The organism is Staphylococcus sp. HL28, assembly GCF_021117155.1.
GTDB lineage: Bacteria > Bacillota > Bacilli > Staphylococcales > Staphylococcaceae > Staphylococcus > Staphylococcus warneri.
In genome coordinates this window covers 2,380,024-2,405,137 of sequence record NZ_CP088218.1, presented here as the reverse complement: position 1 = coordinate 2,405,137, position 25,114 = coordinate 2,380,024, and the positions used below count along the sequence as shown (strand labels likewise).

General features: G+C 34.5%; 19 protein-coding genes and 1 pseudogene. 15 read left to right on the top strand and 5 right to left on the bottom strand.

Annotated features, from left to right (window positions below; translation table 11 throughout):
* Positions 1–29: 29 nt before the first annotated feature.
* Entirely contained in the window at positions 30–98 is a 69-nt protein-coding gene (locus LPC11_RS12600) for a hypothetical protein (protein ID WP_219350386.1), read from the bottom strand.
* Positions 99–753: 655 nt separating this feature from the next.
* On the opposite strand from LPC11_RS12600, the gene LPC11_RS11720 reads away from it, so the two are divergent.
* The 3 genes from LPC11_RS11720 (at position 754) to LPC11_RS11710 (ending at position 5,316) form a co-directional block, all read left to right on the top strand.
* Positions 754–2,244: an NADH dehydrogenase subunit 5 gene (locus LPC11_RS11720; protein WP_023374568.1), complete on the top strand. Its 1,491-nt coding sequence runs from the start codon at positions 754–756 to the stop codon at positions 2,242–2,244.
* A 13-nt stretch (positions 2,245–2,257) separates the two neighbouring features.
* Entirely contained in the window at positions 2,258–4,831 is a 2,574-nt protein-coding gene (locus LPC11_RS11715) for a DUF2309 domain-containing protein (protein ID WP_023374569.1), read from the top strand.
* A gap of 113 nt (positions 4,832–4,944) precedes the next feature.
* Positions 4,945–5,316: a Na-translocating system protein MpsC family protein gene (locus LPC11_RS11710; protein WP_023374570.1), complete on the top strand. Its 372-nt coding sequence runs from the start codon at positions 4,945–4,947 to the stop codon at positions 5,314–5,316.
* 51 nt (positions 5,317–5,367) lie between these two features.
* Here the strand turns inward: LPC11_RS11710 and LPC11_RS11705 are convergent, their stop codons facing one another.
* Positions 5,368–5,613, bottom strand: a complete 246-nt coding sequence (locus LPC11_RS11705; protein WP_041613819.1) for a hypothetical protein — start codon at positions 5,611–5,613, stop codon at positions 5,368–5,370.
* A gap of 251 nt (positions 5,614–5,864) precedes the next feature.
* Here LPC11_RS11705 and LPC11_RS11700 point away from each other — a divergent pair, with 251 nt between their 5' ends.
* The 5 genes from LPC11_RS11700 to LPC11_RS11680 all read left to right on the top strand — a co-directional run bounded on the left by LPC11_RS11700 (position 5,865) and on the right by LPC11_RS11680 (position 9,930).
* Positions 5,865–6,572 carry a GNAT family N-acetyltransferase gene (locus LPC11_RS11700; protein WP_023374572.1) on the top strand — a complete coding sequence of 236 codons (708 nt, stop codon included), beginning with the start codon at positions 5,865–5,867 and terminating at the stop codon, positions 6,570–6,572.
* 74 nt (positions 6,573–6,646) lie between these two features.
* Positions 6,647–7,336: a phosphatase PAP2 family protein gene (locus tag LPC11_RS11695; protein WP_023374573.1), complete on the top strand. Its 690-nt coding sequence runs from the start codon at positions 6,647–6,649 to the stop codon at positions 7,334–7,336.
* Between the two features lie 78 nt (positions 7,337–7,414).
* Positions 7,415–8,146 (top strand): alpha/beta hydrolase, encoded by a 732-nt coding sequence (locus LPC11_RS11690; RefSeq protein ID WP_041614090.1) that lies wholly within the window; start codon positions 7,415–7,417, stop codon positions 8,144–8,146.
* Between the two features lie 27 nt (positions 8,147–8,173).
* Positions 8,174–8,422, top strand: coding sequence for a hypothetical protein (locus LPC11_RS11685; RefSeq protein ID WP_023374575.1), 249 nt, complete (start codon positions 8,174–8,176; stop codon positions 8,420–8,422).
* Positions 8,423–8,601: 179 nt separating this feature from the next.
* Positions 8,602–9,930 (top strand): sodium-dependent transporter, encoded by a 1,329-nt coding sequence (locus tag LPC11_RS11680; RefSeq protein WP_023374576.1) that lies wholly within the window; start codon positions 8,602–8,604, stop codon positions 9,928–9,930.
* Positions 9,931–10,006: 76 nt separating this feature from the next.
* Here LPC11_RS11680 and LPC11_RS11675 read toward each other — a convergent pair whose 3' ends face one another.
* The 3 genes from LPC11_RS11675 to LPC11_RS11665 form a co-directional block, all read right to left on the bottom strand.
* A complete protein-coding gene (locus tag LPC11_RS11675; protein WP_023374577.1) occupies positions 10,007–10,624 on the bottom strand; it encodes a LysE/ArgO family amino acid transporter in 618 nt (205 codons plus the stop codon).
* A 174-nt stretch (positions 10,625–10,798) separates the two neighbouring features.
* Entirely contained in the window at positions 10,799–11,677 is an 879-nt protein-coding gene (hchA, locus tag LPC11_RS11670; protein WP_023374578.1) for a glyoxalase III HchA, read from the bottom strand.
* 146 nt (positions 11,678–11,823) lie between these two features.
* Positions 11,824–12,354 (bottom strand): pentapeptide repeat-containing protein, encoded by a 531-nt coding sequence (locus tag LPC11_RS11665; RefSeq protein ID WP_023374579.1) that lies wholly within the window; start codon positions 12,352–12,354, stop codon positions 11,824–11,826.
* A gap of 266 nt (positions 12,355–12,620) precedes the next feature.
* Here LPC11_RS11665 and LPC11_RS11660 point away from each other — a divergent pair, with 266 nt between their 5' ends.
* From LPC11_RS11660 to LPC11_RS11630, 7 genes and pseudogenes are all read left to right on the top strand, one after another.
* Positions 12,621–13,529 carry a PLP-dependent cysteine synthase family protein gene (locus LPC11_RS11660; RefSeq protein WP_023374580.1) on the top strand — a complete coding sequence of 303 codons (909 nt, stop codon included), beginning with the start codon at positions 12,621–12,623 and terminating at the stop codon, positions 13,527–13,529.
* Positions 13,522–14,667, top strand: coding sequence for a bifunctional cystathionine gamma-lyase/homocysteine desulfhydrase (locus LPC11_RS11655; protein ID WP_023374581.1), 1,146 nt, complete (start codon positions 13,522–13,524; stop codon positions 14,665–14,667). The genes LPC11_RS11660 and LPC11_RS11655 overlap by 8 nt, the downstream gene beginning before the upstream one ends.
* 161 nt (positions 14,668–14,828) lie before the next feature.
* Positions 14,829–15,293 (top strand): MarR family winged helix-turn-helix transcriptional regulator, encoded by a 465-nt coding sequence (locus tag LPC11_RS11650; RefSeq protein WP_023374582.1) that lies wholly within the window; start codon positions 14,829–14,831, stop codon positions 15,291–15,293.
* Between the two features lie 19 nt (positions 15,294–15,312).
* Positions 15,313–15,651, top strand: a pseudogene (locus LPC11_RS11645) (VOC family protein); the annotation flags it as partial.
* 272 nt (positions 15,652–15,923) lie between these two features.
* Positions 15,924–16,991 (top strand): Leu/Phe/Val dehydrogenase, encoded by a 1,068-nt coding sequence (locus tag LPC11_RS11640; protein ID WP_023374583.1) that lies wholly within the window; start codon positions 15,924–15,926, stop codon positions 16,989–16,991.
* Positions 16,992–17,504: 513 nt separating this feature from the next.
* Entirely contained in the window at positions 17,505–18,965 is a 1,461-nt protein-coding gene (locus LPC11_RS11635; protein ID WP_231307281.1) for a YSIRK-type signal peptide-containing protein, read from the top strand.
* Positions 18,966–19,034: 69 nt separating this feature from the next.
* Complete coding sequence (locus LPC11_RS11630; RefSeq protein ID WP_231307280.1) at positions 19,035–25,112, top strand: Ig-like domain-containing protein; 6,078 nt, start codon at positions 19,035–19,037, stop codon at positions 25,110–25,112.
* Positions 25,113–25,114 lie beyond the last annotated feature (2 nt).

The window sequence follows — 25,114 nt, the reverse complement described above, 5'->3', positions numbered from 1 at the left end:
TAAGTTTGTATAGCAAGTAATAATGTGAATTATTTGTTGCCTTTAACAAGGTCGATGATTGTTTTAACTAAAGAAATAATACCTGAAATGATTCCCATGATAATTACCTCCCTCGATTGATTTGTTAATTACATTGTAACGAGGATGTTTAGTAGATATGATGAAATTCCCTAACTCGTATGTTAGAGGTCATAAGTGGTCCATTTATAGGAAAACAGCACAGTCTTTCATGCCTAAGTGTGCCCTGTTTTTGGAATCGTTTACACAAGCTTTACAAAGCTGTTTTACAGTTGTAATATAATGGCTTTTTAGAAAAAAGAGAATTGATTTGTATGAGATTTGACATAATAAATATAATCAACTATATTTATATTGTTATGCTCAAAAGTAGAATTAAGCCTTAGCTAGCGATATATGCTAATGATTTTTAAGTATATATCGAAAGAAAAGGAGTAATTGACGTTTGAACGGATATGTTGATAAACAGGTAGCTTTTTAAATGGAAATATAATCAATCTAATAAATGAAAGAGTTTAACATGTATAGAAAGTACATTAATACGCAAACTTTTTAGCTAGAAAGTATGCCTTAATGTTCAATGTTGAAACCTTAATGATAATATTTCAAGTTAAAATGAAGCCTACAGTAGCAAGTTTCCCATTTGTAAAAGTTGGGGAAATGACTATTGTAGGCTTTTTATTATACATAAATATAAATGCTCGAATTTTTATAAAGGAGGTATCTAGAGTAAGTATGAGTGTACTCTTAATTTTGTTTCTTATCACACTGTTGCTAGCGATGTTAAGTGGATTAATATTTTTATCTGCTTCAGTTCCTACGCAATATATCAAGATACATATGTATATGATTGTTTTACCAATCATTGTAGGCCTTATTGGATTATTTACTGTAAATAATCCAGTGATCATCGGACCTTTTACGTTGGATAAATTAGCGTGGTTAATGGGAAGTTTTATTTTAATATTAGGTTTTATTATTCAAAAGTTTTGTGTACGTTATTTGCTTGGTGATAAAAACTATCGACAATATTTTCCACTGTTTACACTCATTACTGTATTTGCGTCTGTAGCTTGGTTAAGTGGGGATTTAAGACTAATGGTTTTAAGTTGGGGCGCAACGTTGTTGTGTCTGACTTTATTAATTAGAGTCAATCGATTCTGGAAAGTGCCACATGAGGCAGCGAAAATTTCAGCTAAATTGTTTTTCGTTGGATGGTTATCATTATTAATTGCCGTCTTATTGTTATTTATTTCAACTGGTCATTGGTATATCAACACAGTAGCTGTTGATTATAGTCATCTGTCTTTTGGTATGAAATTGATTATTGATTTATTTATTGTGCTTGCAGTGATTATCCCAGCGGCTCAATTTCCTTTCCAAAGTTGGTTGATAGAATCTGTTGCAGCTCCTACACCTGTATCAGCAATTATGCATGCAGGCATAGTAAATGCTGGTGGCATCATATTAACGCGATTCTCCCCAGTATTTGACAACCCAATCGCTATTACAGTGTTGTTATTAATCGCGAGCGTGTCTGTATTGTTAGGCTCAGGGATAAGTCTAGTTCATGTTGACTATAAACGACAACTTGTTGGATCGACAATGAGTCAAATGGGCTTTATGCTAGTGCAATGTGCATTAGGTGCTTATTCAGCAGCTATTATACATCTAGTGTTGCACGGTGTATTTAAAGCTACATTATTTTTACAATCTGGTTCAGTTGTAGGTAGATTTAATATTCCTACACCACTTACAGCTAAGCAATCATATAGTTGGATTGTACTTGGCAGATTGTTAGCGATAGTGATTGCATTTGTCTTTTGGTTTAATAGTGATCACAGTGCATATGAATTGATTAGTGCATTAATTTTAGCATGGTCATTAATGGTGTCATGGAATCAACTCGTTGCATTTAGTAAATCTGCAATGGGCAAAGTGATTGGTATCGGCATGATTGTTATTGTTGCTTTGGTATATATCGTGACACATCATTTCTTTAATTATTTATTAAACACAGTTTATATTAGTGTGACACATCCACCATTACTAAGTAGTATATTAAGCATTGGTATCATTGTATTTGGAAGCATTCTAAGTATTTGGGTAGCACGTCATCGAAATTCACATACCTTTGCAGTGTTGTATTTATGGCTAGTTAAATTGGGTGAAGCAAAATCTGCATCCATTGAAAGCCATCCGAATTATTTGAAAAAGTATTTATAAAAGGGTGAAAACTATGGTTAATTCACAACAACAGAATGATATAGAAATGATTGTCTCAGAAGCAAAACGAGTCATTACACCGTTATCTCCGATTTCAATTTTCGCCGCAAGAAATCCTTGGGAAGGTTTAGAAAATCAAACTTTTAACGAAGTGGCAACATGGTTGAAGGATATTAGAGATGTTGATATTTATCCTAATTACAATGCTATCGAAGATGCTAAAACACATGGAGAAATAGATGTAGATATTTTTGAATCTTTATTAAATGATGCGCTTCAAACGTCGGAAATTAACATTGAAACAGACCTTGAAAAACGCTATATCAAAAACATTCAATATATTAAGCGAGTGCCAGATCGCTTTTTAGGAAACCAAATACGCCAAGATATTTTGAATTCATTACCTAATCAAATTAAAAAGAATAAGCCAACGGATTTACATAGACCTAAGAGTGCGGACCGTGTTAATCATAAAAATGAAAAGTTAATTGATGAAGTAGATGTACATATCATCAAGTGGTCTAAATTGTACTTAGATCAATTTCAATCAAGTTGGACGATGCCTAAACGAGAAGAAGGCTTTTATACAGCATGGTTACATTTAGCACAACATGACCCTGCTTTAACTAAGGAAGCTAGACAATTGATTCGTCATTTGCCATCAAAGTCACATGAATTAATTAATCATGTATTATCAAAGTTAGATATTTCTAAAAATCATTGGCAATCATATATAGAAGGTCAGTTACTAGCTTTGCCTGGATGGGCAGGGATGATGTATTACAGAGCGGAAGAAAATGAATCAGAACGTCAATTGTTAACAGATTATGTAGCAATCAGATTAGCTACTGAATTGATATTATTAACCACTACCAAAGACCAATTTCAATTATCAGAGCTACATCATCATAAAGAAATTGAATTAGTGAGTGCATTTATGTTTTATGCAGAATTATCGTTAGAAGAATGGATTGATTTGCCAGATGAATTAAAGTTAAGATATTTAAACTTTGCACGTCAATTTCAACGCCAATATTTTCAAAATTTATGGCTTAACGCTTGGGAAGAAACACATGAACGTGACTTAGTCAATACGATTTATGAGTCGCAATCAGATAATGAGTCTCAAAAGATACAAGCACAGTTGGCATTTTGTATCGATGTCCGTTCTGAACCATTTCGTCGTCATCTTGAAGGTGAAGGACCATTTGAAACAATTGGTATTGCAGGATTCTTTGGTTTACCTATAAAAAAAGAAGTGATTGATGCACAATTTGAGCATGAATCTTTACCGGTGATGGTGCCGCCAGCATATAAAATTCAAGAATATGCAGAACGACATCAACTAGAACGTTATCAGCAACAACAACATACGATCACTTCAATGTTTTATACATTTAAATTAATGAAACATAACGTGTTGCCTAGTTTATTATTACCAGAATTAAGCGGTCCGTTCTTAAGTATTAATACAATTGCTAATACACTCATACCTACTCAAGCTAGGCAGTTTGTTCATCGATTTAAAAAGAAATGGCTTCAAAAGCCTGAGACAAAATTATCAATTGATCGTGAACATCATGTATATTCGGAATTACCAATTGGATTAACAGAAGAAGAACAAATTCAATTTAGTAAGCAAGCATTACAATTAATGGACTTAACTAAAGCGTTTGCCCCACTTGTTGTGTTAGGTGGACATGGTAGTGAATCGCATAATAACCCATATCATTCTTCTTTAGAATGTGGTGCATGTGGTGGTGCGTCTAGCGGATTCAATGCTAAGTTATTAGCGATATTATGTAATCAAACATCAGTCAGAATAGCACTTAAAGAAGACGGTATCATCATTCCAGATGAAACTGTATTTGTGGCAGCCGAACATAAAACCTCTGTAGATAGATTAGAATGGATTTATGTACCAGAATTAACGCAAAGTGCACAACAGGCATTTGATTTATTAGAATCGGTTATGCCTCAAGTGAGTTATAAGTCTAATTTAGAGCGCTTGGCACATTTACCTAACTTAGATAAAGTGCATAAAGATCCAGTTGCTGAAGCCTATCAATATGCAAGTGATTGGAGTGAAATCAGACCTGAATGGGGCTTAGCTAAAAACGCAGAATTTATTATTGGAAAACGTTCGATTACTGAAAATAGTAATTTAGAAGCACGTGCATTCTTGCATAATTATGATTGGACACAAGATGAAGATGGTCATATTCTAAATACAATTATTTCAGGGCCGGCGCTTGTTGCACAATGGATTAACTTACAATATTACGCGTCTACTGTAGCACCTCATTTTTATGGCAGTGGTAATAAAAGAACACAATCTGTAACATCTGGACTTGGTGTCATGCAAGGTAACTCTAGTGATTTGATGTATGGTTTACCATGGCAATCAGTGATGGCACAAGATAATGAGATTTATCATTCACCCATACGTCTATTAGTTGTTATTCAAGCACCAGACACACATATTCAAAGATTACTTACTGAAAATCAGAAGTTTGCACAAAAAGTGGACCATGGATGGGTGAGACTAGCAAGCATTGATGAACATAATAGTTGGAAAGATTGGTAAATATAGACGATATACATTACATAGTCATTGTTGATTATAGTGATAATCATGTTATTTCCGAATCAAAGATAAGATGTTAAACTATAATTAATCAATGTTTAGGAGTCGTCTATATGAAAAAATCTAAAGGTGTATATGAAGCTGAAATCAGTAAAGCCATCACGCAATGGGAAAAAGATTTTTTAGGTAGAGGTTCATTATCGGTTAAGACAGATATATTAAGAGATATGGTTATTATCAATTTACAAGGTATATTAACACCTGCAGAATATCGTGTGTGTAAAACAAGTGAAGGATTATTGAATATCAAACGCACAAGATCTGAATTAGTGGAGTCAGGGCAAGATGATCTCAATGACCTTATATTTGAAATTACTGGTGTTAAAGTAAGTAGCTTTCATAGTGATTTGAGTACAGTGACTGGGGAGAGAGTAATTGTATTTAAATTAGAAGATAATTTTGAGAAATTGATTAACCAAGGTTAATTTTGATAGAGCAGTATGATCTTACGAGAATGAAAGAGGTCATACTGTTTTTTATTTCAAATATATTAAATACATAACATAGACATACAGTCGATAAATAATACCTAATAAATTTGGAATCATAACCATAGTGGCAATTAGTTTGTCACCTTTGAAACCAATGACACATAAAATGATAGGGATCATATAAAGGATAAATAGCCAATACAATAGTGTTTCGAATGACGGATGGATAGGTAAGAAAAAGCGAAATAATGTAATTAATAATGCGAGATAAATCATAATTATTTTGCTCATAACGAATGCCTTCCCTACTATCAAGCACAATGGATTATTGTATGTGGTACAAGGTTTAATGTGTGATAGTCATATATTTGAAATTTATAATTATTTCAATTATACAATATTTTATATGCAAAAGGTATTAGAAATAAACGATACTATAGTATTTCATTTCATATTATATAATCAATTATTATAAAGCATGTAATAGAATGGAATCAGTTATAATACATATTAAGATTTCAAAAAAGAAGGGATGGTTGTTTATGAACAGGAATATACATCATCAACCAATAGGTGAGTCCGTAACAAATTATGAACCGCTAAATTTCCCAGATATTAAACAATTAGACGGACGGTATAGTTCATTAGTTAAATTAAGTGAAACACACATTAATGATTTATTTAACGTATTATGTAATGAAGATAATGATGCGAATTGGACTTATTTGTTTAGCGAACCATTACATGATTACGATGTTTTTGCAGATTATATTAAAGGTTTAATGTCTAATGTAAACTCGTATTATTTTGCAATTATTGATCATAAGTGTGAAAAAGCATTAGGTTACTTATCACTAATGAATATCGATTCGATTAATGGCAAGATAGAGGTTGGAAATGTACATTATTCAAATCGGTTAAAAAAGACGAAAGTCGCCACCGAAGTTCAATATTTATTAGCTAAATATGTATTTGAACAATTAGGTTACCGTAGATATGAATGGAAGTGTGATAGTTTAAATGAACCTTCTAGAAAGGCAGCATTGAGGTTAGGATTTACATACGAAGGTATGTTTAGACAGGCGGTAATATATAAGAGGCGTAATCGGGATACAACATGGTACTCAATGATTGATAAGGAATGGCCGGTATTAAATGAACGTTTCGAACAATGGTTAAATCCGAATAATTTTGATGAAAACGGTCAACAACGTATTCGAATACAAGATATAAATAGGGCACGAGACTGAGCGAATTTCCTTTTATTTTCTATAAAATAGAGAGAAAGAATGATTGAATAAGAGAAAGAGATAAAGGAGAAAGTATGAAAAATAGACGAACAACAACAGGTATGTTTACTATTCCTTTATTTATCATAAGTATTATGATATTTATTTTAATGGCTGTCGGCGTTATACAGGATGTACCTTTTTTAAAATTTTTAGATAGCCATTCATTAGATTGGTTTACTACTACATTTGGTACGCCACAACGTCAATTTGCAGGAGACATGTTGAACTACTATATGACATTTTGTGCCACAATCGGAGATGTTAGTGGTGTCATTGTGATGTCATTAATCATTACAATGTTATTATTATTTAAATATCCACGTTTAGCTATATGGTTTATTTGCACAATATTGAGTGGAACATTGATTAATATTTTGATTAAAATGACGATTGAACGAATGAGACCGTATAATCATTTACCCATTGATTCAGGGTTTTCGTTTCCAAGTGGCCACTCTAATGCGAGTACATTATTTTTTATGACTTTATTGATTGTGGTGATACCATTAATCAAAAGAGTGGGTTTGAAAGTTATTTTGAGCAGTCTTGCATTAATATTATGGATAAGCGTTTTGATTTGTCGATTATATTTCCACGCGCATTATCTGTCAGATGTGGTTGGTGGCGTGACATTAGGTTTAACCTGGATAGCTTTATGGTTAATGGTTTACCCACTGTTTGAGCGAATCAAGTTTAAAAAGAACAAAGATGTTAAACATTGATAATTTTAAAATGAGAATTGATATAAAGACACGTTTTGTTGTCTATACGATAATTAAAACTAGGGGAGTTATTTTATGATGAATATTAAATCACCAAGTCCACTTTATTTAAAAGGGACAAGTCAACAAGCTATACTATTATTACATTCATTCACAGGTACTGTTAAAGACGTGAAGCACCTTGCTACGACGCTGAATGAACAAGGCTTCACGTGTTATGTACCTAACTATCCTGGTCATGGATTACCGGTTACACAGTTTATTAAGTATGATGTCAATGATTGGTGGGCATGTGTGCAAGAAGCGTACCAGTTTTTAAAGGAAGAAGGGTACGAAGTCATTAATGCAGCCGGTGTATCGTTAGGCGGATTATTTACATTACGATTAGCTGAAAATGTTGAATTAAATCGTATCGTAGTGATGTCTGCGCCTAGCGAGAAAACAGAAGCTGGTATTGCTTGGCGCTTAGAAAAATATGGCAAACGCATGAATCAGATTATGAGATTATCTGAGGATGAGAGTGTTGAATCATTAGCACAAATCGATCAATATCAAGATGAAATTAAAGTATTTCAAGGTGTCATTAATGATATTATGACACATCTACATGATATTAAATCGACCGCTAGAATTTTATATGGTGGGCAAGATGAAGCGGCTTATGAAGAAAGTGCTCACTATATTTTTAATCAAATTAGTAGTGATAATAAATCAATTCAAGATTTTCCACTAAATCAACATTTAATGACCCACGGTGAAGGAAGAGATGAATTAGAACAAGATATCGTTGAGTTTTTCACTCAAAAATAAATACTAGCAATAAGGTGGTGTTCAACTGTGACGAGAACATTTTTATTAACCTATGTAACGATTTCGGGCCAAAGATATACAGAATTTAAGACTTTTGATAAGGGCATCGATAAGGACAAATGTGTTAGAAGAATTATAGATGAGTTTGATGAATTACCTTATCTTTATCTAGAAAAAGGTGATTCAATACATTATATTAATGTCGATCATATTGAAAGTTTAGAAATTGAAGAAGTAAATGGTGGCCAAACGATTACTTATAGTAGCGAAGATTAAAAATATAAAGAATAGTCATAACTGATACTAATCAATGTATTAATTGAAAGGTGATGGTATGGACTATTCTTTTTTTATTATTCTGATAATTTGCATGAATATTGCACATATCACTAACTAATGATAAAGTGTTACTTAAGTACATAAACGCTTTAACGCATTAAAGGAAGTGAGTGAATATGAGTAAGCAATCAGAATGGAAAACCTCTACGGGGTTTATATTAGCAAGTGCTGGTTCCGCAATTGGATTAGGGGCAATGTGGAAGTTTCCTTATATGGCTGGTATATATGGTGGTGGCGCTTTTTTATTAATGTTTTTAATTTTTACTATTTTTGTAGGACTACCATTATTAATTATGGAATTTACAGTAGGAAAAATGGGGAGAACGTATACAACTCAAATCTATAGTAAACTCACAGGTAAAAAATGGCTCAATGTGATCGGGTGGAACGGGAATTTAGCAGTTTTTATATTATTTGGTTTCTATAGTGTCATTGGCGGATGGATTATTATTTATATGGGGAATGTCATTTGGCAAATATTAAGTTTGAATACTTCTCATCTGACACAACTCAATTTTGAAGCAATGATAAGTAATCCATGGCTTACTGTTTTAGGACAGGGTATTTTTATTTTCTTAACGATGATTATTGTTATGTTAGGTGTAGAAAAGGGTTTGGAAAAAGCATCCAAAATCATGATGCCCCTATTATTTATCTTTTTAATTATTGTAGTGGTGAAATCATTAACTTTAGACGGTTCGATAGAGGGTGTACGATACCTGTTACAACCTAGAGTTGAAGATATTTCTATGGAAGGCATCTTGTTTGCGTTAGGGCAATCATTCTTTACATTATCACTAGGAACAACTGGAATGATTACTTACGCAAGTTATGCACCAAAGACAATGACCATTAAATCATCAGCGATTTCCATTGTATTGATGAATATTTTAGTTTCAGTTTTAGCGGGATTAGCTATTTTTCCTGCATTGAAAACATTTGGTTATCAACCACAAGAAGGTCCTGGACTATTATTCAAAGTACTACCGCTTGTATTTGATAAAATGCACTTTGGTATTGCCTTTTATCTAATCTTTTTAATTTTATTCTTGTTTGCAGCATTAACTTCATCGATTTCATTGTTAGAATTAAACGTTTCTAATTTTACGAAAAATGATAATGCAAAACGTCAACCAGTCGCATTGATTGCAAGTATACTTGTCTTTTTAATTAGCATTCCGGCTACACTATCATTTGGAAGCTTGAGTGGCGTTAAATTTGGTGCAGGAACAATATTCGATAATATGGATTTTGTCGTTTCGAATATATTAATGCCATTAGGTGCACTTGGCACAACATTAGTTGTAGGACAATTATTAGATAAAAAGTTACTACAAGAAAACTTTGGAAAAGACAAATTCAAATTATTTTTACCTTGGTATTATTTAATTAAATTTGTAATGCCAGTAATCATTATTTTAGTGTTTATTGTTCAATTATTTTAATCATTTACTATGACTCCAACGTAATTAAATGAAGCAGGGCTTATCGAAATTTATATTTCGATAAGCCCTGCTTGTATTAATTGGCCAAAATGTGCCAGATATTTTTGATAATAATACAACTCACGATGAGTACGATAACACTTGAAACTTTATTTAGAATAATAATATATTTACCTGTTTTATCGACTGAACCTAACATTTTACCGAGTATCGCTAATAAGATAAACCAAATCCAAGAGACTAAAATAGTAGCGCCAGCAAATAATATCTTTTCTGTACCATGATACATAGAAGCACTTGTTCCAATGACACCAATTGTATCCATTATCGCGTGAGGATTAAGTAATGATACGGATAACGCGAATCCTATTTGCTTTTTTGCGCTCATGGGTTCCATTTGTTCTAAATGACTAGGTTTTTCATTCCATAATGACCATGCCATATATAATAGAAAGGCGAGACCAATGATATAAATGACTAACTGTAAAATTGGTAGAGACATTAAGATTAAGGATACGCCTAAAATAGCTAACACTATTAAAGTAGTATCACATAAGCCAGCTGTTACAATCACTGGTAATGCTTTAGTTAGTTTCTTTTGATTTGCACCTTGGTTAAATACAAATACATTTTGAGCACCTAAAGGTAGAATCAGACCTAGTGCTAATAAGAAACCGTGAATGATCGATTGCATAAAAAATACCTCTCTCACTTTTGACTTGAAGTTATGTAAAAGAAAAAATATCAGAATATTTAAAAATATTATACAAAAACAATATATCGTTTTCAACATTGAATAGTTTAGGCATAAAAAAGCCCTAGGTACATCATTACGAATGTAACCAGGGCATGAAAATAAATCAATTACTTATGATTGTTGGACGGCTTCTACTAAAGCATCTGCTGCAAGGAGTCCAAGTTTATTAGAAGCCAGTGGGCTATCACCAGTTATTAATTTACGATCTTGGTGAGTTTGGCCACTCATTTCTTTATTTACAACATTAAGTCCTTGTTTAGTTAATAAGTCAGCGACTAACCATTTGAGTTTGCCAGGTAAATAACCGATGTCGATATTTGCACCTTCATCTAATGCATCTGGGAAGACACATACAGAATATCCTTCAAATGGAGATTTATCTCTATTTAACCCAGCAGATAATAATGCCGCAGGGCCGTGACATAAAGTAATAACAAATTTATCATAATCTAATGCCCAATCTAAAGCTTGTTGAACATCTTCGCTTTCGGAAATACCAACAACAGCGGCATGTCCGCCAGGAATAAAGAGTGAAATATAATCTGAATCAGGACCAAGTTCATTTTTGATGACTTCAGATAATACTTTAGGTTGTTTTAATTTTTCTTTTAGCTTGTTATATGTTTCTTGTACAGCTTCATCTTCCGTAGGCATTGCCCAGTGCTCTAGTTTGACAGGGTAACCAGTTAATGTAGCGACATCTACATCGAAGCCTGCTTCCATTAAATGATGTAACGGTAATAGCATTTCAACGGGATGATTTCCTGTTGAGAACATTTTACCGTTCTCTAATAATACATATCGTTCTTCAGCGGCAATCATTAATACTTTCCATTTGCCACCAGTATAAGCATTTTTATGATTAACGCCATTAAAGTCTGTTTTAGGCGCTGTATATTGACTTAATGAATATGGTGAAGGGAAAAATGCATTATCCTCCGCTTTGTCAGGAGTTGGTGCTTTACTTAATTGACTAGAATCTTGAGTCATTTATATTCCTTCTTTCCTAATTTTGTATGTTTATATCCACGAAAATAGCTTCTTAAACATTCAATAACGCATTAATCAAATTGAATCTTCAATAAAAATGTGTACTTAGACATCATAGTTGAGTCAAAGTACACAGGTTTAATGATTTATTGAATATTTTCGAAAACAACATTTTGTTTTTTTAATTCTTCTTCAATGTTTTTAGGAAGGCTACAATTTTTAAATGTTACATGATCAAAGACGCAATGTTTTAATTTGATATTTTCAAATGTTGAATTGCTAATTTCTGTCTTTTTAAAAACAACATTTTTAAATACAGTATCTGTAATTTTGACTTCGCTAAAAGTATTTCCGTCGAATACAACATCTTGGAATGTCGTATTATTGATCGTTGTTTCATCAAAAGTTGTATTTTCAAAAGAAATTTTTTTGAAGAGGTTTTTATAAAAATTCACTTGTTCAAAAATACAATCATTCATACTACTATTAACTACTTTACTGTTAGAAATAGCATTAATATTTTTGAAAATCCCTTCGTTAAAATTACAATTTTTAAAACGACCTTTATTAACTTCTAATTCATCGTACATAGAATTTCTAAAATTAGTTGCTGTATGGTTTAAGTTTTTATAGTTTTCTTTAGTAAATACAGATAATGATAAGTCTTTGTTTGACATCTTATTGCGAACTCCTTTACTTGTATTATCCGTGAAAATGTTTGAACGGTATTATCATTATCATAACAGAATAAAGTCGATGACACATTTGATTGAATTTGAAAATAGTGATGTAAAAAATATAAAAAGTTATAAACTATGAAATTGCAAATTTGAGCACAATCCTTTATAATTCATACCTGTTAAATAAGAATTAATGACTACATTTGAGAAAGAAGGGAATGTTCAATTATCGACTAAACTAAGGATGATTGAATATATAAAATATGATTGCATATGACTTAATAGGAGAGACACCTCTCGTGTTGTTAGAAAGCTTTAGTGATGAAGATGTAAAAATTTATGCTAAGCTCGAACAATTTAATCCGGGTGGAAGTGTAAAAGATCGACTCGGAAAGTATTTAGTTGAACAAGCAATTGAAGAGGGACGTCTACATCGTGGTGATACCATTGTAGAAGCTACAGCTGGTAATACAGGGATTGGTTTAGCAATAGCTGCCAATCGTTACCAACTTAATTGCGTGATATTTGCACCAGAAGGCTTTTCCGAAGAAAAAATATCAATTATGCGTGCTTTAGGTGCTGATGTTAAAAGAACTGTCAAAGCTGAAGGTATGATAGGCGCACAACAAGTTGCTCGACAATATGCTGAAGACACACAATCAATTTATATGAATCAATTTGAAACAGCACATAATCCAGATGCCTATACTAATACATTAGGTAAAGAGTTAACAGATGAATTGAATCATATTGATTACTTTGTTGCTGGTGCTGGTTCAGGTGGTACATTTACAGGTGTCGCGAGACACTTACAACCATTGGGTGTTAAAAATTATATAGTCGAACCAGATGGATCGATATTAAATGGTGGTCCAAGTCATGCGCATGCCACAGAAGGTATTGGCTCGGAAAAATGGCCAGGCTTTCTAGAGAAATCATTAGTAGAAGGCATTTTTACAATTAGTGATCAACATGCCTTTGACAATGTAAAAGCGATCGCGAAACAAGAAGGATTACTAGTAGGTAGCTCATCCGGTGCGGCACTTCAAGGTGCACTTGAATTAAAAAAACAAATAGGTAAGGGTATTATCGTGACGATATTCCCTGATGGTAGCGACCGATACATGTCAAAACAAATATTTAATTATAAGGAGAATGAGAATAATGAATAAAAAAACACAAATGATACATGGTGGACATACAACAGATGATTATACAGGTGCTGTAACGACTCCAATTTACCAAACAAGTACTTATTTACAAGACGATATCGGAGATTTACGCCAAGGCTATGAGTATTCACGTACTGCAAATCCAACACGTGCATCTTTAGAAAGTGTAATTGCAGACTTAGAACATGGTAAACATGGTTTCGCTTTTGGTTCAGGTATGGCAGCTATTAGTGCAGTGATTATGTTATTAGATAAAGGAGACCACCTTATTTTAAATTCAGATGTATACGGTGGTACGTACCGCGCTTTAACAAAAGTATTTACACGCTTCGGTTTAGACGTAGATTTTGTAGATACAACCAATATTGAAAATGTTGAGAAATATATTAAACCAGAAACAAAAATGTTATATATCGAAACGCCTTCTAATCCATTATTACGTGTGACAGATATTAAAGGTGCCGTAGAGATTGCTAAAAAGCATAACCTTATTTCTGTAGTAGATAATACATTTATGACACCTTATTACCAGAATCCATTAGATTTTGGTATTGATATAGTTTTACATTCTGCTACTAAATATATTGGTGGACATAGTGATGTAGTTGCGGGATTAGTAGTGACTGCAGATGATGAATTAGGCGAACGTATAAGCTTTATCTCTAATTCAACAGGTGGTGTGCTTGGACCACAAGATAGCTACTTATTAGTAAGAGGCATCAAGACGTTAGGCTTACGTATGGAACAAATTAATCGTAACGTAGAGGCAGTCATTGATATGTTACAGGCTCACGATAGCGTACAAAAAGTATTCCATCCAAGTATTAAAAGTCACTTAAACTATGATGTTCATGCTGCACAAGCAGATGGACATACAGGCGTTATTGCATTTGAAGTGAAAGACACAGAAGCTGCGAAACAAGTGATTCATGCTACGCAATACTTTACGTTAGCTGAAAGTTTAGGGGCAGTAGAAAGTTTAATCTCAGTTCCTGCATTAATGACGCATGCATCTATCCCAGCAGATGTACGAGCTAAAGAGGGTATCACAGATGGATTAATCCGTTTATCAATTGGTATTGAAGATACAGATGATTTAGTCAATGATTTAAAACAAGCACTTGATACATTGAACTAAGGATATCATTATTTTTAAGGTCTAGGGAGTTGTCCCTAGGCCTTTTTTTATGAGCAAATACATTTATAAAGATAATTATCTTTCATTAGGATGTGAATTGTGTTAAAGTAGTTAGACAATCAAATATCTTGATTATCAAGATAAATTGAGGTGGTTTTAAAATGAATGATGATAACATTCTAAATGATGTTAGTCGTGAGGACATTGTGACTTCATTTAGAGATTTAGGACGGCGAGTTGTTTTATACCAACATAAAATTGCAGAACAATTAGATGTGTATAACCATGATTGGACTACGATTGATATGTTAAGTGAGACGGGGCCAATCACTGCTGGTGAATTAGGTAGAAGGGTTGGACTTACAACAGGAAGTGTTACAGCATTGGTCGATCGATTAGAAAGTGCAGGCTATGTTAAACGTGAGCGTCATCCTAAAGATCGCAGAAGCATTATGATTGTTCCACAGTATGAAGATAAATCAGAAGTACAACACGCTTATGAAACATTGAATCAACATATGAATGAACTGACAAATCAATATACGGCAGAACAAATGGAAACCATTCAGTCGTTTCTAAAAGCAACAACAGCTATTTTAGATAATGAAATTGAAAATAAGAAATAAAGAAAAAGAAGGTCTTATTATGAAAATTAATCATATTAATATAACAGTCAATGACGTAAAAACAACGAGAGCATTTTTTGAAAAGTATTTCGATTTAGTTTGTATTGGTAGCGCTGGCAATATGTTTGCAGCTATGAATGACGAAGATGGATTTCTATTTAATTTAATAGAAGGGGAAAATATTAATTACCCAGATACATTCCATATTGGTTTCCCGCAAGAAAGTAAAGAAGAAGTGGATCGTATACACCAAATCTTAAAAAATGACGGATATGAAGTATGGGATCCTGAAATGGCACATGCAACATATACTTTTTACTTTAAGGCACCAGGTAATTTTACAGTAGAAGTTTATTGTGAAGTACAAGAAAAAACGGAAACATACGTACACTCATATTTCGAAGACTACAATAAATAGAATTTAAAATACTGGCATTTTGAAGACTTAAAATATAGATAGTAACTGAGACATGTTGAATTGTCTCAGTTTTTTTATGTAAAAATATAGACGGAAAATTTTCTTATAATTCATAATTTAGCTAATATTGTGCGTGTTTTAAATCGAGATTATTCCCATATTGTCAGGGTATGCGAATAAGGTAGATTAATTTTAAGAGAGGAGTTATGTTAATGATTTTTGAAACAATGGAACAAGAAGATTATGAACAAATGGTATTTTGCCAAGATCAATCAACAGGTCTAAAAGCAATCATTTGTATTCATGATACAACGCTTGGACCAGCATTAGGTGGTTGTCGTGTGCGAAATGATTATGCATCAGAAGAAGAAGCAATTGAGGATGCGATGAATTTAGCACGTGGAATGACGTATAAAAATGCTGCAGCTGGCTTAGACCTTGGTGGAGGTAAGACAGTAGTGATGGGCTCACCTAATAAACAAGATGAAGAAGCATTCTATAGAGCATTAGGACGTTATGTTCATACATTAAATGGACGTTATTATACAGCTGAAGATGTAGGTACATCAGAACATGAAATGAACCTTATCCATAAAGAAACGCCTTATGTTTGTGGTACAAGTAAGTCATTTGGTTCAGCAGGTAATCCAAGTCCTATGACAGCTTATGGTATATATATTGCTATGAAGCGTACGGCTTTAGAACAATTTAACGGTGAATCTCTTGAAGGTAAGACAGTTGCAGTTCAAGGTGTGGGACACGTATCATATGAACTTTGTCGACTATTACATGAAGATGGTGTTAAGTTGATTGTTACGGATATTAATAAAGATAATGCACAACGTGCAGTAGATGAGTTTAACGCCACATTTGTTGAACCAGATGACATCTTTTCAGTAGAGGCGGATATTTTCGCGCCATGTGCACTCGGTGGTATATTAAATGACGATACAATCCCTCAGTTAAAAGTCAAAGCGATTTGTGGTTCAGCAAATAACCAATTAAAAGATGAAAACAAACATAGTCAAATGTTAGAAGAAAAAGGCATATTATATGCACCAGATTATATTGTGAATAGTGGTGGCGTAATCAACACTGCTGATGAGTTGAATGGATATAATGAAACGCGTGCTAAGGAAAGTATTGAAGGTATAGATAAAATTGTGAAACATATCTTTGATATCGCCAAAGAACAACATAAAACCCCATTAGAAGCGTCACAACATTTTGCAGAAACTCGATTGAAACAAATGTCTCATATTCAAGATATTAGAAAATAAAATGACTGAAAATACTAATACAGAAACCCAGGATTAATGTCCTGGGTTTTTTAATTGTGAGTTGATCGGCAAAGTGTACAAACAAAAAAATTATGGCATATTATATTAACGAATAATGATATTAAAAAATAAATATGAATATTCGGGTTTATCATTAATGAATTCGGTTAATAGAAATATACGAAAGCACAACTTTATTATTTTATACATGTAACATAATAAAATTAAATATTTTAAAATATATATCATTTATTAAATGAATGAGCGAATTGAGTTGAGCTCCAAAGAATTTATGGATAGATATTTTATTTACATCAATTTGATGGAATTTGCAATTTTATTTAAGATAAATAATAAATGTTTTTTTGTTTTTAAGAGAAAATAATTTTATTCATCTTTGAATATAAAGTGTGGTTATATATGGCTTTGCAACATTTGTAAAATTTCAATCAATTAAGTAATATATGTATATACAATGTTAAAGTTGTGCAAAATATATGAGGTGATTCATGAATGAAGAATAAACAAGGCTTTTTACCAAACAAATTAAACAAATATGCAATTAGAAAATTTACGGTAGGTACTGCATCGTTATTAATAGGTGCGACATTAGTATTTGGCGTAGGAAATGTAGCGAGAGCAGATGAATTAGATAATGCATCGTCACAAAATAACGACGGAAACAAGGATAAAAGTGAACCTGTCGATATAACCGAACTGACTAATACTAACGAAACAGCTAGTACAGAGGATCAAGCAACTGACAAAGCAACTACAAATGCGTCAGAAGAAGCTAATAATGCTGATCAAACGACAGCAACGACTCAAGATACTAGTCAAACAGAAAAATCTAATGCGGAAGAGACACAAAGTACCGAACAAGCAAACACAGAAAAAGCTTCTTCAAATCAAACAACAAAAGACTCCTCTAATATAGAACAAGACACAATTAATAAAACAAATGACAAAACATCAACAACTAATAAACCAACAACTGATAAGACAGCAACGACTCAAGATAAACAACAAACTAATAATAAGACAGTCAATACTAAAGAGAATCAAACTAATTCAGTTTCTCAAGATAAACAAACTTCAGATAAAACTTCTACAGATAAAACCCCAGTAACAGCAACTTCTAACAAAACAACACCATCAACTGATAAAACCACTACGAAAAAAGTAACTGACAAAAAATCAGATAAAGCGACTGCTCAAAAAGCAACTGACAAAACATCGACAGACAAAGCGACAACAAAATCAACAGATAAAGCAGTGACTAATAAGAAAGCGGTTTCTAACAAAAAGACGACGGCTCAACCAAAAGCAACAACTAAGAAATCAACTAAAGCTGAAACAACAGAACTATCTAAAAAATTAGCTCAATCTAAAAATAAAGAACAAGCTGTTCAATCATTCTTAAATGATCAAGTGTCTAAAACAGAAGCGAAAGAAATTTTAAATCATACAGATGTTGATTTCAATAAAGCAACTGATGAAGAAATTAATCAAGCCGTTTTACAAGCAGCGTTAATTGAAATGGCAAACAAACAGAAGAGTACAGAAACATTAGCTACACCACCTAGAACTAGAACGTTTATGCGTGCAATGGCTACACCTAGAATGTTGGCAGCAGCTGTAACAAACACAGATCAAAAAACTCAAAAATCATTAGCTAAATCAGATAACTATACATTTGCGTCATTAATTTTTGACCCGGATGCATTAGATTCAGATGCAGTTAAAAATAGTACATCAATTCCATTTAATATTGATGCTTATATGTCAGGCGCTAACTCAGGAACAAGATATAAAATCGACTTAAACTTAGACTCTAAAATTGCTGATCATGTAACGAGAATATCAGTTAACCCAGCTGGAAGTAATACGCCGGTTCAATTTACAAGATTAAAAAACGATGACGGTACACCTTCTAATATTTGGGAAGTTAATTATATTCGAGCTAGCGGTTGATTATTTGGTGGAGCGGAAATTTTAGCATCTAAAACAGCATCAGGCGGTAAAATTGAATTAGATGATACTGTGGGTAATATTTTAAATAATGCTGGAGATTTATCTAATAATAAATTAAATTATCAAATTTATGTTCGAGATTCTTCTAATAATACAATTATTCGTACGTCTGAAAGTAGTGGTTACTTCCTTACAGATACGGATAAAGATTTAGTTTCTTTAAATAACAATACATCAACAGCTAATTCAAATGATTTTAAAGCAAGTAGTGGTACGGCTAGTTTAGACACTAAAGTAGGTGACAATGGCGCGATTATCGTTGACCAACAAGTTATCAAAAATGGTATCTTCGGATATGGTGGCGCTCAAAATAAACAATGGAGTTATAATTACCAAATTGATAAAGATTTAATTCCATTTATTCAAAGTGTTGAATTAGATAAATATGATTATGATGGATTAAAAGGTTTTGATAAAACATATAATGCTGCTAACAAAGTAGCTGATTTATCTATCGATGCCAATGGTAATGGTACGATTACAGCTAGTGATTTAAATAAATTAATTGAATTTAATAATGGTTTACCTGAAACAGTAGGTATGAGAATTGTTATTAAATTAAACCAAAGTCCAAATAATATTTTAACTAAAGATGCACAATACGATGCCAAAGGTAACTTAATTAGTTCTACAACTGACCAAGTTGAAGACTTTACATTTGCAGGATACCTTACTGATAATGCTGGTAAATTAATTAATAACACATTAGGTACATCTTCATTAGAATTACAAGACTATGATAAAGATGGCTTATTAGATAGTTATGAAAGAGAAGTATCATTAACTGATCCAAATAATGCAGACACAGATGGCGATACTAAAAACGATGGAGACGAAGTGAAAACATATCATACGTCACCATTAGTAGGTCAGCCTAATGTTGCAGATATTACGATAAATGACACTAAAGTTAGTGGTTCAGTAACGTTAAAACCAAATGCAGGTACACAAACTGCCAAAGTCATTAATTCAGCAGGTCAAGTCATTGGTACGTCTACTGTTAACAGTGATGGCACATTTGCTGTAACGATTCCAAAATCAGCTGCTGGTCAATACACAATTGCTATTGATGCACCAAATTATGATAATGATGAAACAAATACATTTAATATTGTAGATAATACTATTGTTCCAGCACCATTAGTGGATCCTGTCGATGATAACGATACGACTATTGGCGTTCATGGTACTGCTGGTTCAACAGTAACAGTAAAAGATAGTAATAATAATGTCATTGGTACAGTTACATTAGGTGCAAACAGTACAACTGGTACGTTAACATTATCAAAACCTTTAGCTGCTGGAACTCAATTAACATCAACTGCAACTAAAAATGGTAAAACAAGTGCGGTTTCACCAACAGTAACAGTGACAGATGCAACAGCACCAGATGCGCCAGTGATTAACCCGGTAACTAGTGATGATACAACAGTTACAGGTAAAGCAGAACCGAACTCAACAGTAACAGTTACATTCCCAGACGGTACTACGCAAGTTACAACTGCGGATGCATCAGGTAATTATACTGTTAATATTCCAGCTAATGAAGACTTTACTGGTGGAGAAACAATTAAAGCTTCAGCTAAAGATGCTGCAGGTAATAAATCAGTTGATTCAAACGTGACTGTTACAGACACAACAGCACCAAATCAACCAACAGTCAATCAAGTAACAAGTGAAGATAAAACAATCACAGGTAAAGCAGAACCAAACTCAACAGTAACAGTAACATTCCCAGATGGTACTAAGGTTCAAGCAATTACAGCAACAGATGGTAGTTATCGAGTGGCTGTACCTACCAATATTGATTTAGTAGGTGGCGAAACATTAGGCGTTACTTCAACAGATAAAGCTGGAAACACATCAACTGCTGCTAATACAACGGTTGTAGATGTTACAGCACCAAAAGAACCTGTAATTAATGATGTAACAAGTGAAGATAAAACAATTACTGGTACTGCAGAACCAAACTCAACAGTAACAGTAACATTCCCAGATGGTACTAAAGCTTCAACAACAGCTGATGCAGCAGGCAATTACACAATTGGTATTCCAGATTCTGAAGACTTAAAAGGTGATGAAGAATTAAGTGCAACTGCAACAGATGCAGCGGGTAATGTGTCAGTCGATGCTGGTACAACAGTATTAGATAAAACACCGCCTGAAGTACCAACAATTAATCCAGTAACAAGTGAAGACAAAACAATCACAGGTAAAGCAGAGCCAAATTCAACAGTAACAGTAACATTCCCAGATGGTACAACAGCGAATGCGACAACAGATGGCGACGGTAATTATACAATTGATATCCCTGCCAATGAAGATTTAAAAGGTGGAGAAGCATTACCAGTGACATCAACAGATGGAGCAGGTAACCAATCTGGCGCAGCGACTACGACAGTAACAGATACAACGGCACCGACAGTACCAACAATTAATCCGGTAACAAGTGAAGATACAACAATTACAGGTCATGCGGAACCAGGTTCAACAGTAACAGTAACATTCCCAGATGGAAATACAGCTACTGGTACAACGGATGCAGATGGCAATTATGTTATCAATATTCCTACAGATGAGGACTTAAAAGGTGGAGAAGAGTTACCAGTGACTTCTACAGATAAAGCTGGTAATAAATCTGATGTTGCGACAACTGAAGTAACAGATACAACAGCACCAGAAGCACCAACAGTCAATCCAGTAACAAGTGAAGATACAACAATCACAGGTAAAGCAGAGCCAAACTCAACAGTAACAGTGACATTCCCGGATGGCACAACAGCAACAGGCAATACAGATGCAGATGGTAATTATGTGATTGATATTCCAGCTAACGAAGATCTAAAAGGTGGCGAAACATTACCAGTTACATCTACAGATAAAGCTGGCAATACATCTCAACCTGCGTCAACAGTGGTAACAGATACAACAGCACCAACAGTACCATCAGTGAATCCAGTATCTAGTGAAGATAAAACAGTTACAGGTAAAGCAGAACCAGGTTCAACAGTAACGGTAACATTCCCAGATGGTACGACAGACGCAGATGGCAACTATACAATAGATATTCCAGCGAATGAAGACTTAAAAGGCGGCGAAACATTACCAGTAACAGCGACAGACAAAGACGGCAATAAATCAGAAGAAGCAACAACAACAGTTTCTGACAAAACGGCACCAGAAGCGCCAACAGTGAATCCAGTAACAAGTGATGATACACAAATCACAGGTAAAGCGGAGCCAAACTCAACAGTAACGGTAACATTCCCGGATGGTCATACAGCTAGTGGCACAACAGATGCAGATGGCAACTATGTTATCAATATCCCTTCAAGCGAAGACTTAAAAGGTGGCGAAACATTACCAGTTACAGCAACAGACAAAGCTGGAAACACATCTGAACAAGCATCAACAGTGGTAACAGATACAACAGCACCAACAGTACCATCAGTCAACCCAGTAACAAGTGATGATAAGACAATCACAGGTAAAGCAGAACCAGGATCAACAGTGACAGTAACATTCCCAGATGGTACGACTGCTACTGGAACGACGGACGCAGATGGCAACTACACAATAGATATTCCAGCGAATGAAGATCTAAAAGGCGGCGAAACATTACCAGTAACAGCTACAGACAAAGATGGTAATAAATCAGAGCCAGCAACAACAGTAGTAACAGATACAACAGCACCAACAGTACCATCAGTGAATCCAGTGACAAGCGATGATACACAAATTACAGGTAAAGCAGAGCCAGGCTCAACAGTGACAGTAACATTCCCAGATGGAAATACAGCTACTGGTACAACAGATGCAGATGGCAATTACGTGATTAATATTCCGAGTGGTGAAGACTTAAAAGGTGGAGAGACTCTACCGGTTACTGCAACAGACAAAGATGGCAATAAATCAGAACCAGCAACAACAGTAGTAACAGATACAACAGCACCAACAGTACCGACTGTTAATCCGGTAACAAGCGATGATAAGACAATCACAGGTAAAGCGGAACCAGGCTCAACAGTGACAGTAACATTCCCAGATGGAAATACAGCTAGCGGTACAACAGATGAGGATGGAAATTACACAATTACTATCCCAACTAATGAAGATTTAAAAGGTGGAGAAACATTACCAGTTACATCAACAGATAAAGCTGGCAACACATCAGCACCGGCAACAACAACAGTAACAGATACAACAGCACCATCAGCACCGTCTGTCAACCCAGTAACAAGTGATGATACGCAAATTACAGGTAAAGCAGAACCAGGCTCAACAGTAACAGTAACGTTCCCAGATGGTACAAAAGCTAGTGGTACAACAGATGCAGATGGCAATTATGTTATCGATATTCCAGCTAACGAAGATCTAAAAGGTGGAGAAACATTACCAGTAACAGCTACAGATAAAGCTGGAAACCAATCTGGAGAAACTACAACGACAGTAACAGATACAACAGCACCAACAGTACCTTCTGTAAATCCAGTAACAAGTGATGATACGCAAATTACAGGTAAAGCAGAACCAGGCTCAACAGTGACAGTAACGTTCCCAGATGGTACAACAGCTACTGGTACAGCTGATCAAGATGGTAATTATGTGATTGACATTCCAGCTAACGAAGATCTAAAAGGTGGAGAAACATTACCAGTTACTGCAACAGATAAAGCTGGTAATAAATCAGAGCCTACATCAACAGTAGTAACAGATACAACAGCGCCAACTGTACCTTCTGTCAACCCAGTAACAAGTGATGACACGCAAATCACAGGTAAAGCAGAACCAGGCTCAACGGTAACAGTAACGTTCCCAGATGGTACAACAGCTACTGGTACAACAGATGATAATGGTAATTATGTGATTGACATTCCATCTAACGAAGACTTAAAAGGTGGAGAAACATTGCCGGTTACTGCAACAGATAAAGCTGGTAATACGTCTGATAAAGCAACAACAGTGGTAACAGATACAACAGCACCAACAGTACCAACCATCAACCCAGTGACAAGTGACGATACTCAGATCAAAGGTAAAGCGGAACCAGGCTCAACAGTGACAGTAACGTTCCCAGATGGAAACACAGCGACAGGAACAACAGATGCGGATGGCAATTATGTTATCAATATTCCATCTAGCGAAGACTTAAAAGGTGGAGAAACATTACCGGTTACAGCAACTGACAAAGATGGTAATAAATCAGAACCAGCAACAACAGTAGTGACAGATACAACAGCACCATCAACACCGACTGTTAACCCAGTAACAAGTGACGATACACAAATCACAGGTAAAGCAGAGCCAAATTCGACAGTAACAGTAACGTTCCCAGATGGTAAAACTGCAAGTAGTACAACAGACGCAGATGGTAACTATGTCATCAATATTCCTTCAAGTGAAGACTTAAAAGGTGGAGAAGAGTTACCAGTAACAGCAACAGATAAAGCTGGTAATACGTCTGATAAAGCAACAACAGTGGTAACAGATACAACAGCACCAACAGTACCAACCATCAACCCAGTGACAAGTGACGATACTCAGATCAAAGGTAAAGCGGAACCAGGTTCAACGGTAACAGTGACGTTCCCAGATGGTACGAAAGCTAGTGGCACAACAGATGCAGATGGTAATTATGTGATTGAAATCCCAACTAATGAAGATCTAAAGGGTGGCGAAACACTACCAGTAACAGCTACAGACAAAGATGGAAATGAATCACAACCAGCAACAACAGTAGTGACAGACACAACAGCACCATCTGTACCGACCATCAATCCGGTAACAAGTGAAGATAAAACAATCACAGGTAAAGCGGAACCAGGTTCAACCGTGACAGTAACATTCCCAGATGGCACGAAAGCTAGTGGCACAACAGATGCGGACGGTAACTATGTTATTAATATTCCTGCCAACGAAGATCTAAAAGGTGGCGAAACATTACCAGTTACTGCAACAGATAAAGATGGTAACGAATCAGAACCAGCAACAACAGTAGTGACAGACACAACAGCACCATCTGTACCGACAATTAATCCGGTAACAAGCGATGATACACAAATCACAGGAAAAGCAGAGCCAGGCTAAAC

What these genes read in the sequence shown, in the direction of transcription:
- LPC11_RS11720 (WP_023374568.1), top strand. Translation starts at nt 754, where the DNA reads ATGAGTGTACTCTTAATTTTGTTTCTTATCACACTGTTGCTAGCGATG.
- LPC11_RS11715 (WP_023374569.1), top strand. Translation starts at nt 2,258, where the DNA reads ATGGTTAATTCACAACAACAGAATGATATAGAAATGATTGTCTCAGAA.
- LPC11_RS11710 (WP_023374570.1), top strand. Translation starts at nt 4,945, where the DNA reads ATGAAAAAATCTAAAGGTGTATATGAAGCTGAAATCAGTAAAGCCATC.
- LPC11_RS11705 (WP_041613819.1), bottom strand. Translation starts at nt 5,613, where the DNA reads ATGAGCAAAATAATTATGATTTATCTCGCATTATTAATTACATTATTT.
- LPC11_RS11700 (WP_023374572.1), top strand. Translation starts at nt 5,865, where the DNA reads ATGAACAGGAATATACATCATCAACCAATAGGTGAGTCCGTAACAAAT.
- LPC11_RS11695 (WP_023374573.1), top strand. Translation starts at nt 6,647, where the DNA reads ATGAAAAATAGACGAACAACAACAGGTATGTTTACTATTCCTTTATTT.
- LPC11_RS11690 (WP_041614090.1), top strand. Translation starts at nt 7,415, where the DNA reads ATGAATATTAAATCACCAAGTCCACTTTATTTAAAAGGGACAAGTCAA.
- LPC11_RS11680 (WP_023374576.1), top strand. Translation starts at nt 8,602, where the DNA reads ATGAGTAAGCAATCAGAATGGAAAACCTCTACGGGGTTTATATTAGCA.
- LPC11_RS11675 (WP_023374577.1), bottom strand. Translation starts at nt 10,624, where the DNA reads ATGCAATCGATCATTCACGGTTTCTTATTAGCACTAGGTCTGATTCTA.
- hchA (WP_023374578.1), bottom strand. Translation starts at nt 11,677, where the DNA reads ATGACTCAAGATTCTAGTCAATTAAGTAAAGCACCAACTCCTGACAAA.
- LPC11_RS11665 (WP_023374579.1), bottom strand. Translation starts at nt 12,354, where the DNA reads ATGTCAAACAAAGACTTATCATTATCTGTATTTACTAAAGAAAACTAT.
- LPC11_RS11660 (WP_023374580.1), top strand. Translation starts at nt 12,621, where the DNA reads ATGATTGCATATGACTTAATAGGAGAGACACCTCTCGTGTTGTTAGAA.
- LPC11_RS11655 (WP_023374581.1), top strand. Translation starts at nt 13,522, where the DNA reads ATGAATAAAAAAACACAAATGATACATGGTGGACATACAACAGATGAT.
- LPC11_RS11650 (WP_023374582.1), top strand. Translation starts at nt 14,829, where the DNA reads ATGAATGATGATAACATTCTAAATGATGTTAGTCGTGAGGACATTGTG.
- LPC11_RS11640 (WP_023374583.1), top strand. Translation starts at nt 15,924, where the DNA reads ATGATTTTTGAAACAATGGAACAAGAAGATTATGAACAAATGGTATTT.
- LPC11_RS11635 (WP_231307281.1), top strand. Translation starts at nt 17,505, where the DNA reads ATGAAGAATAAACAAGGCTTTTTACCAAACAAATTAAACAAATATGCA.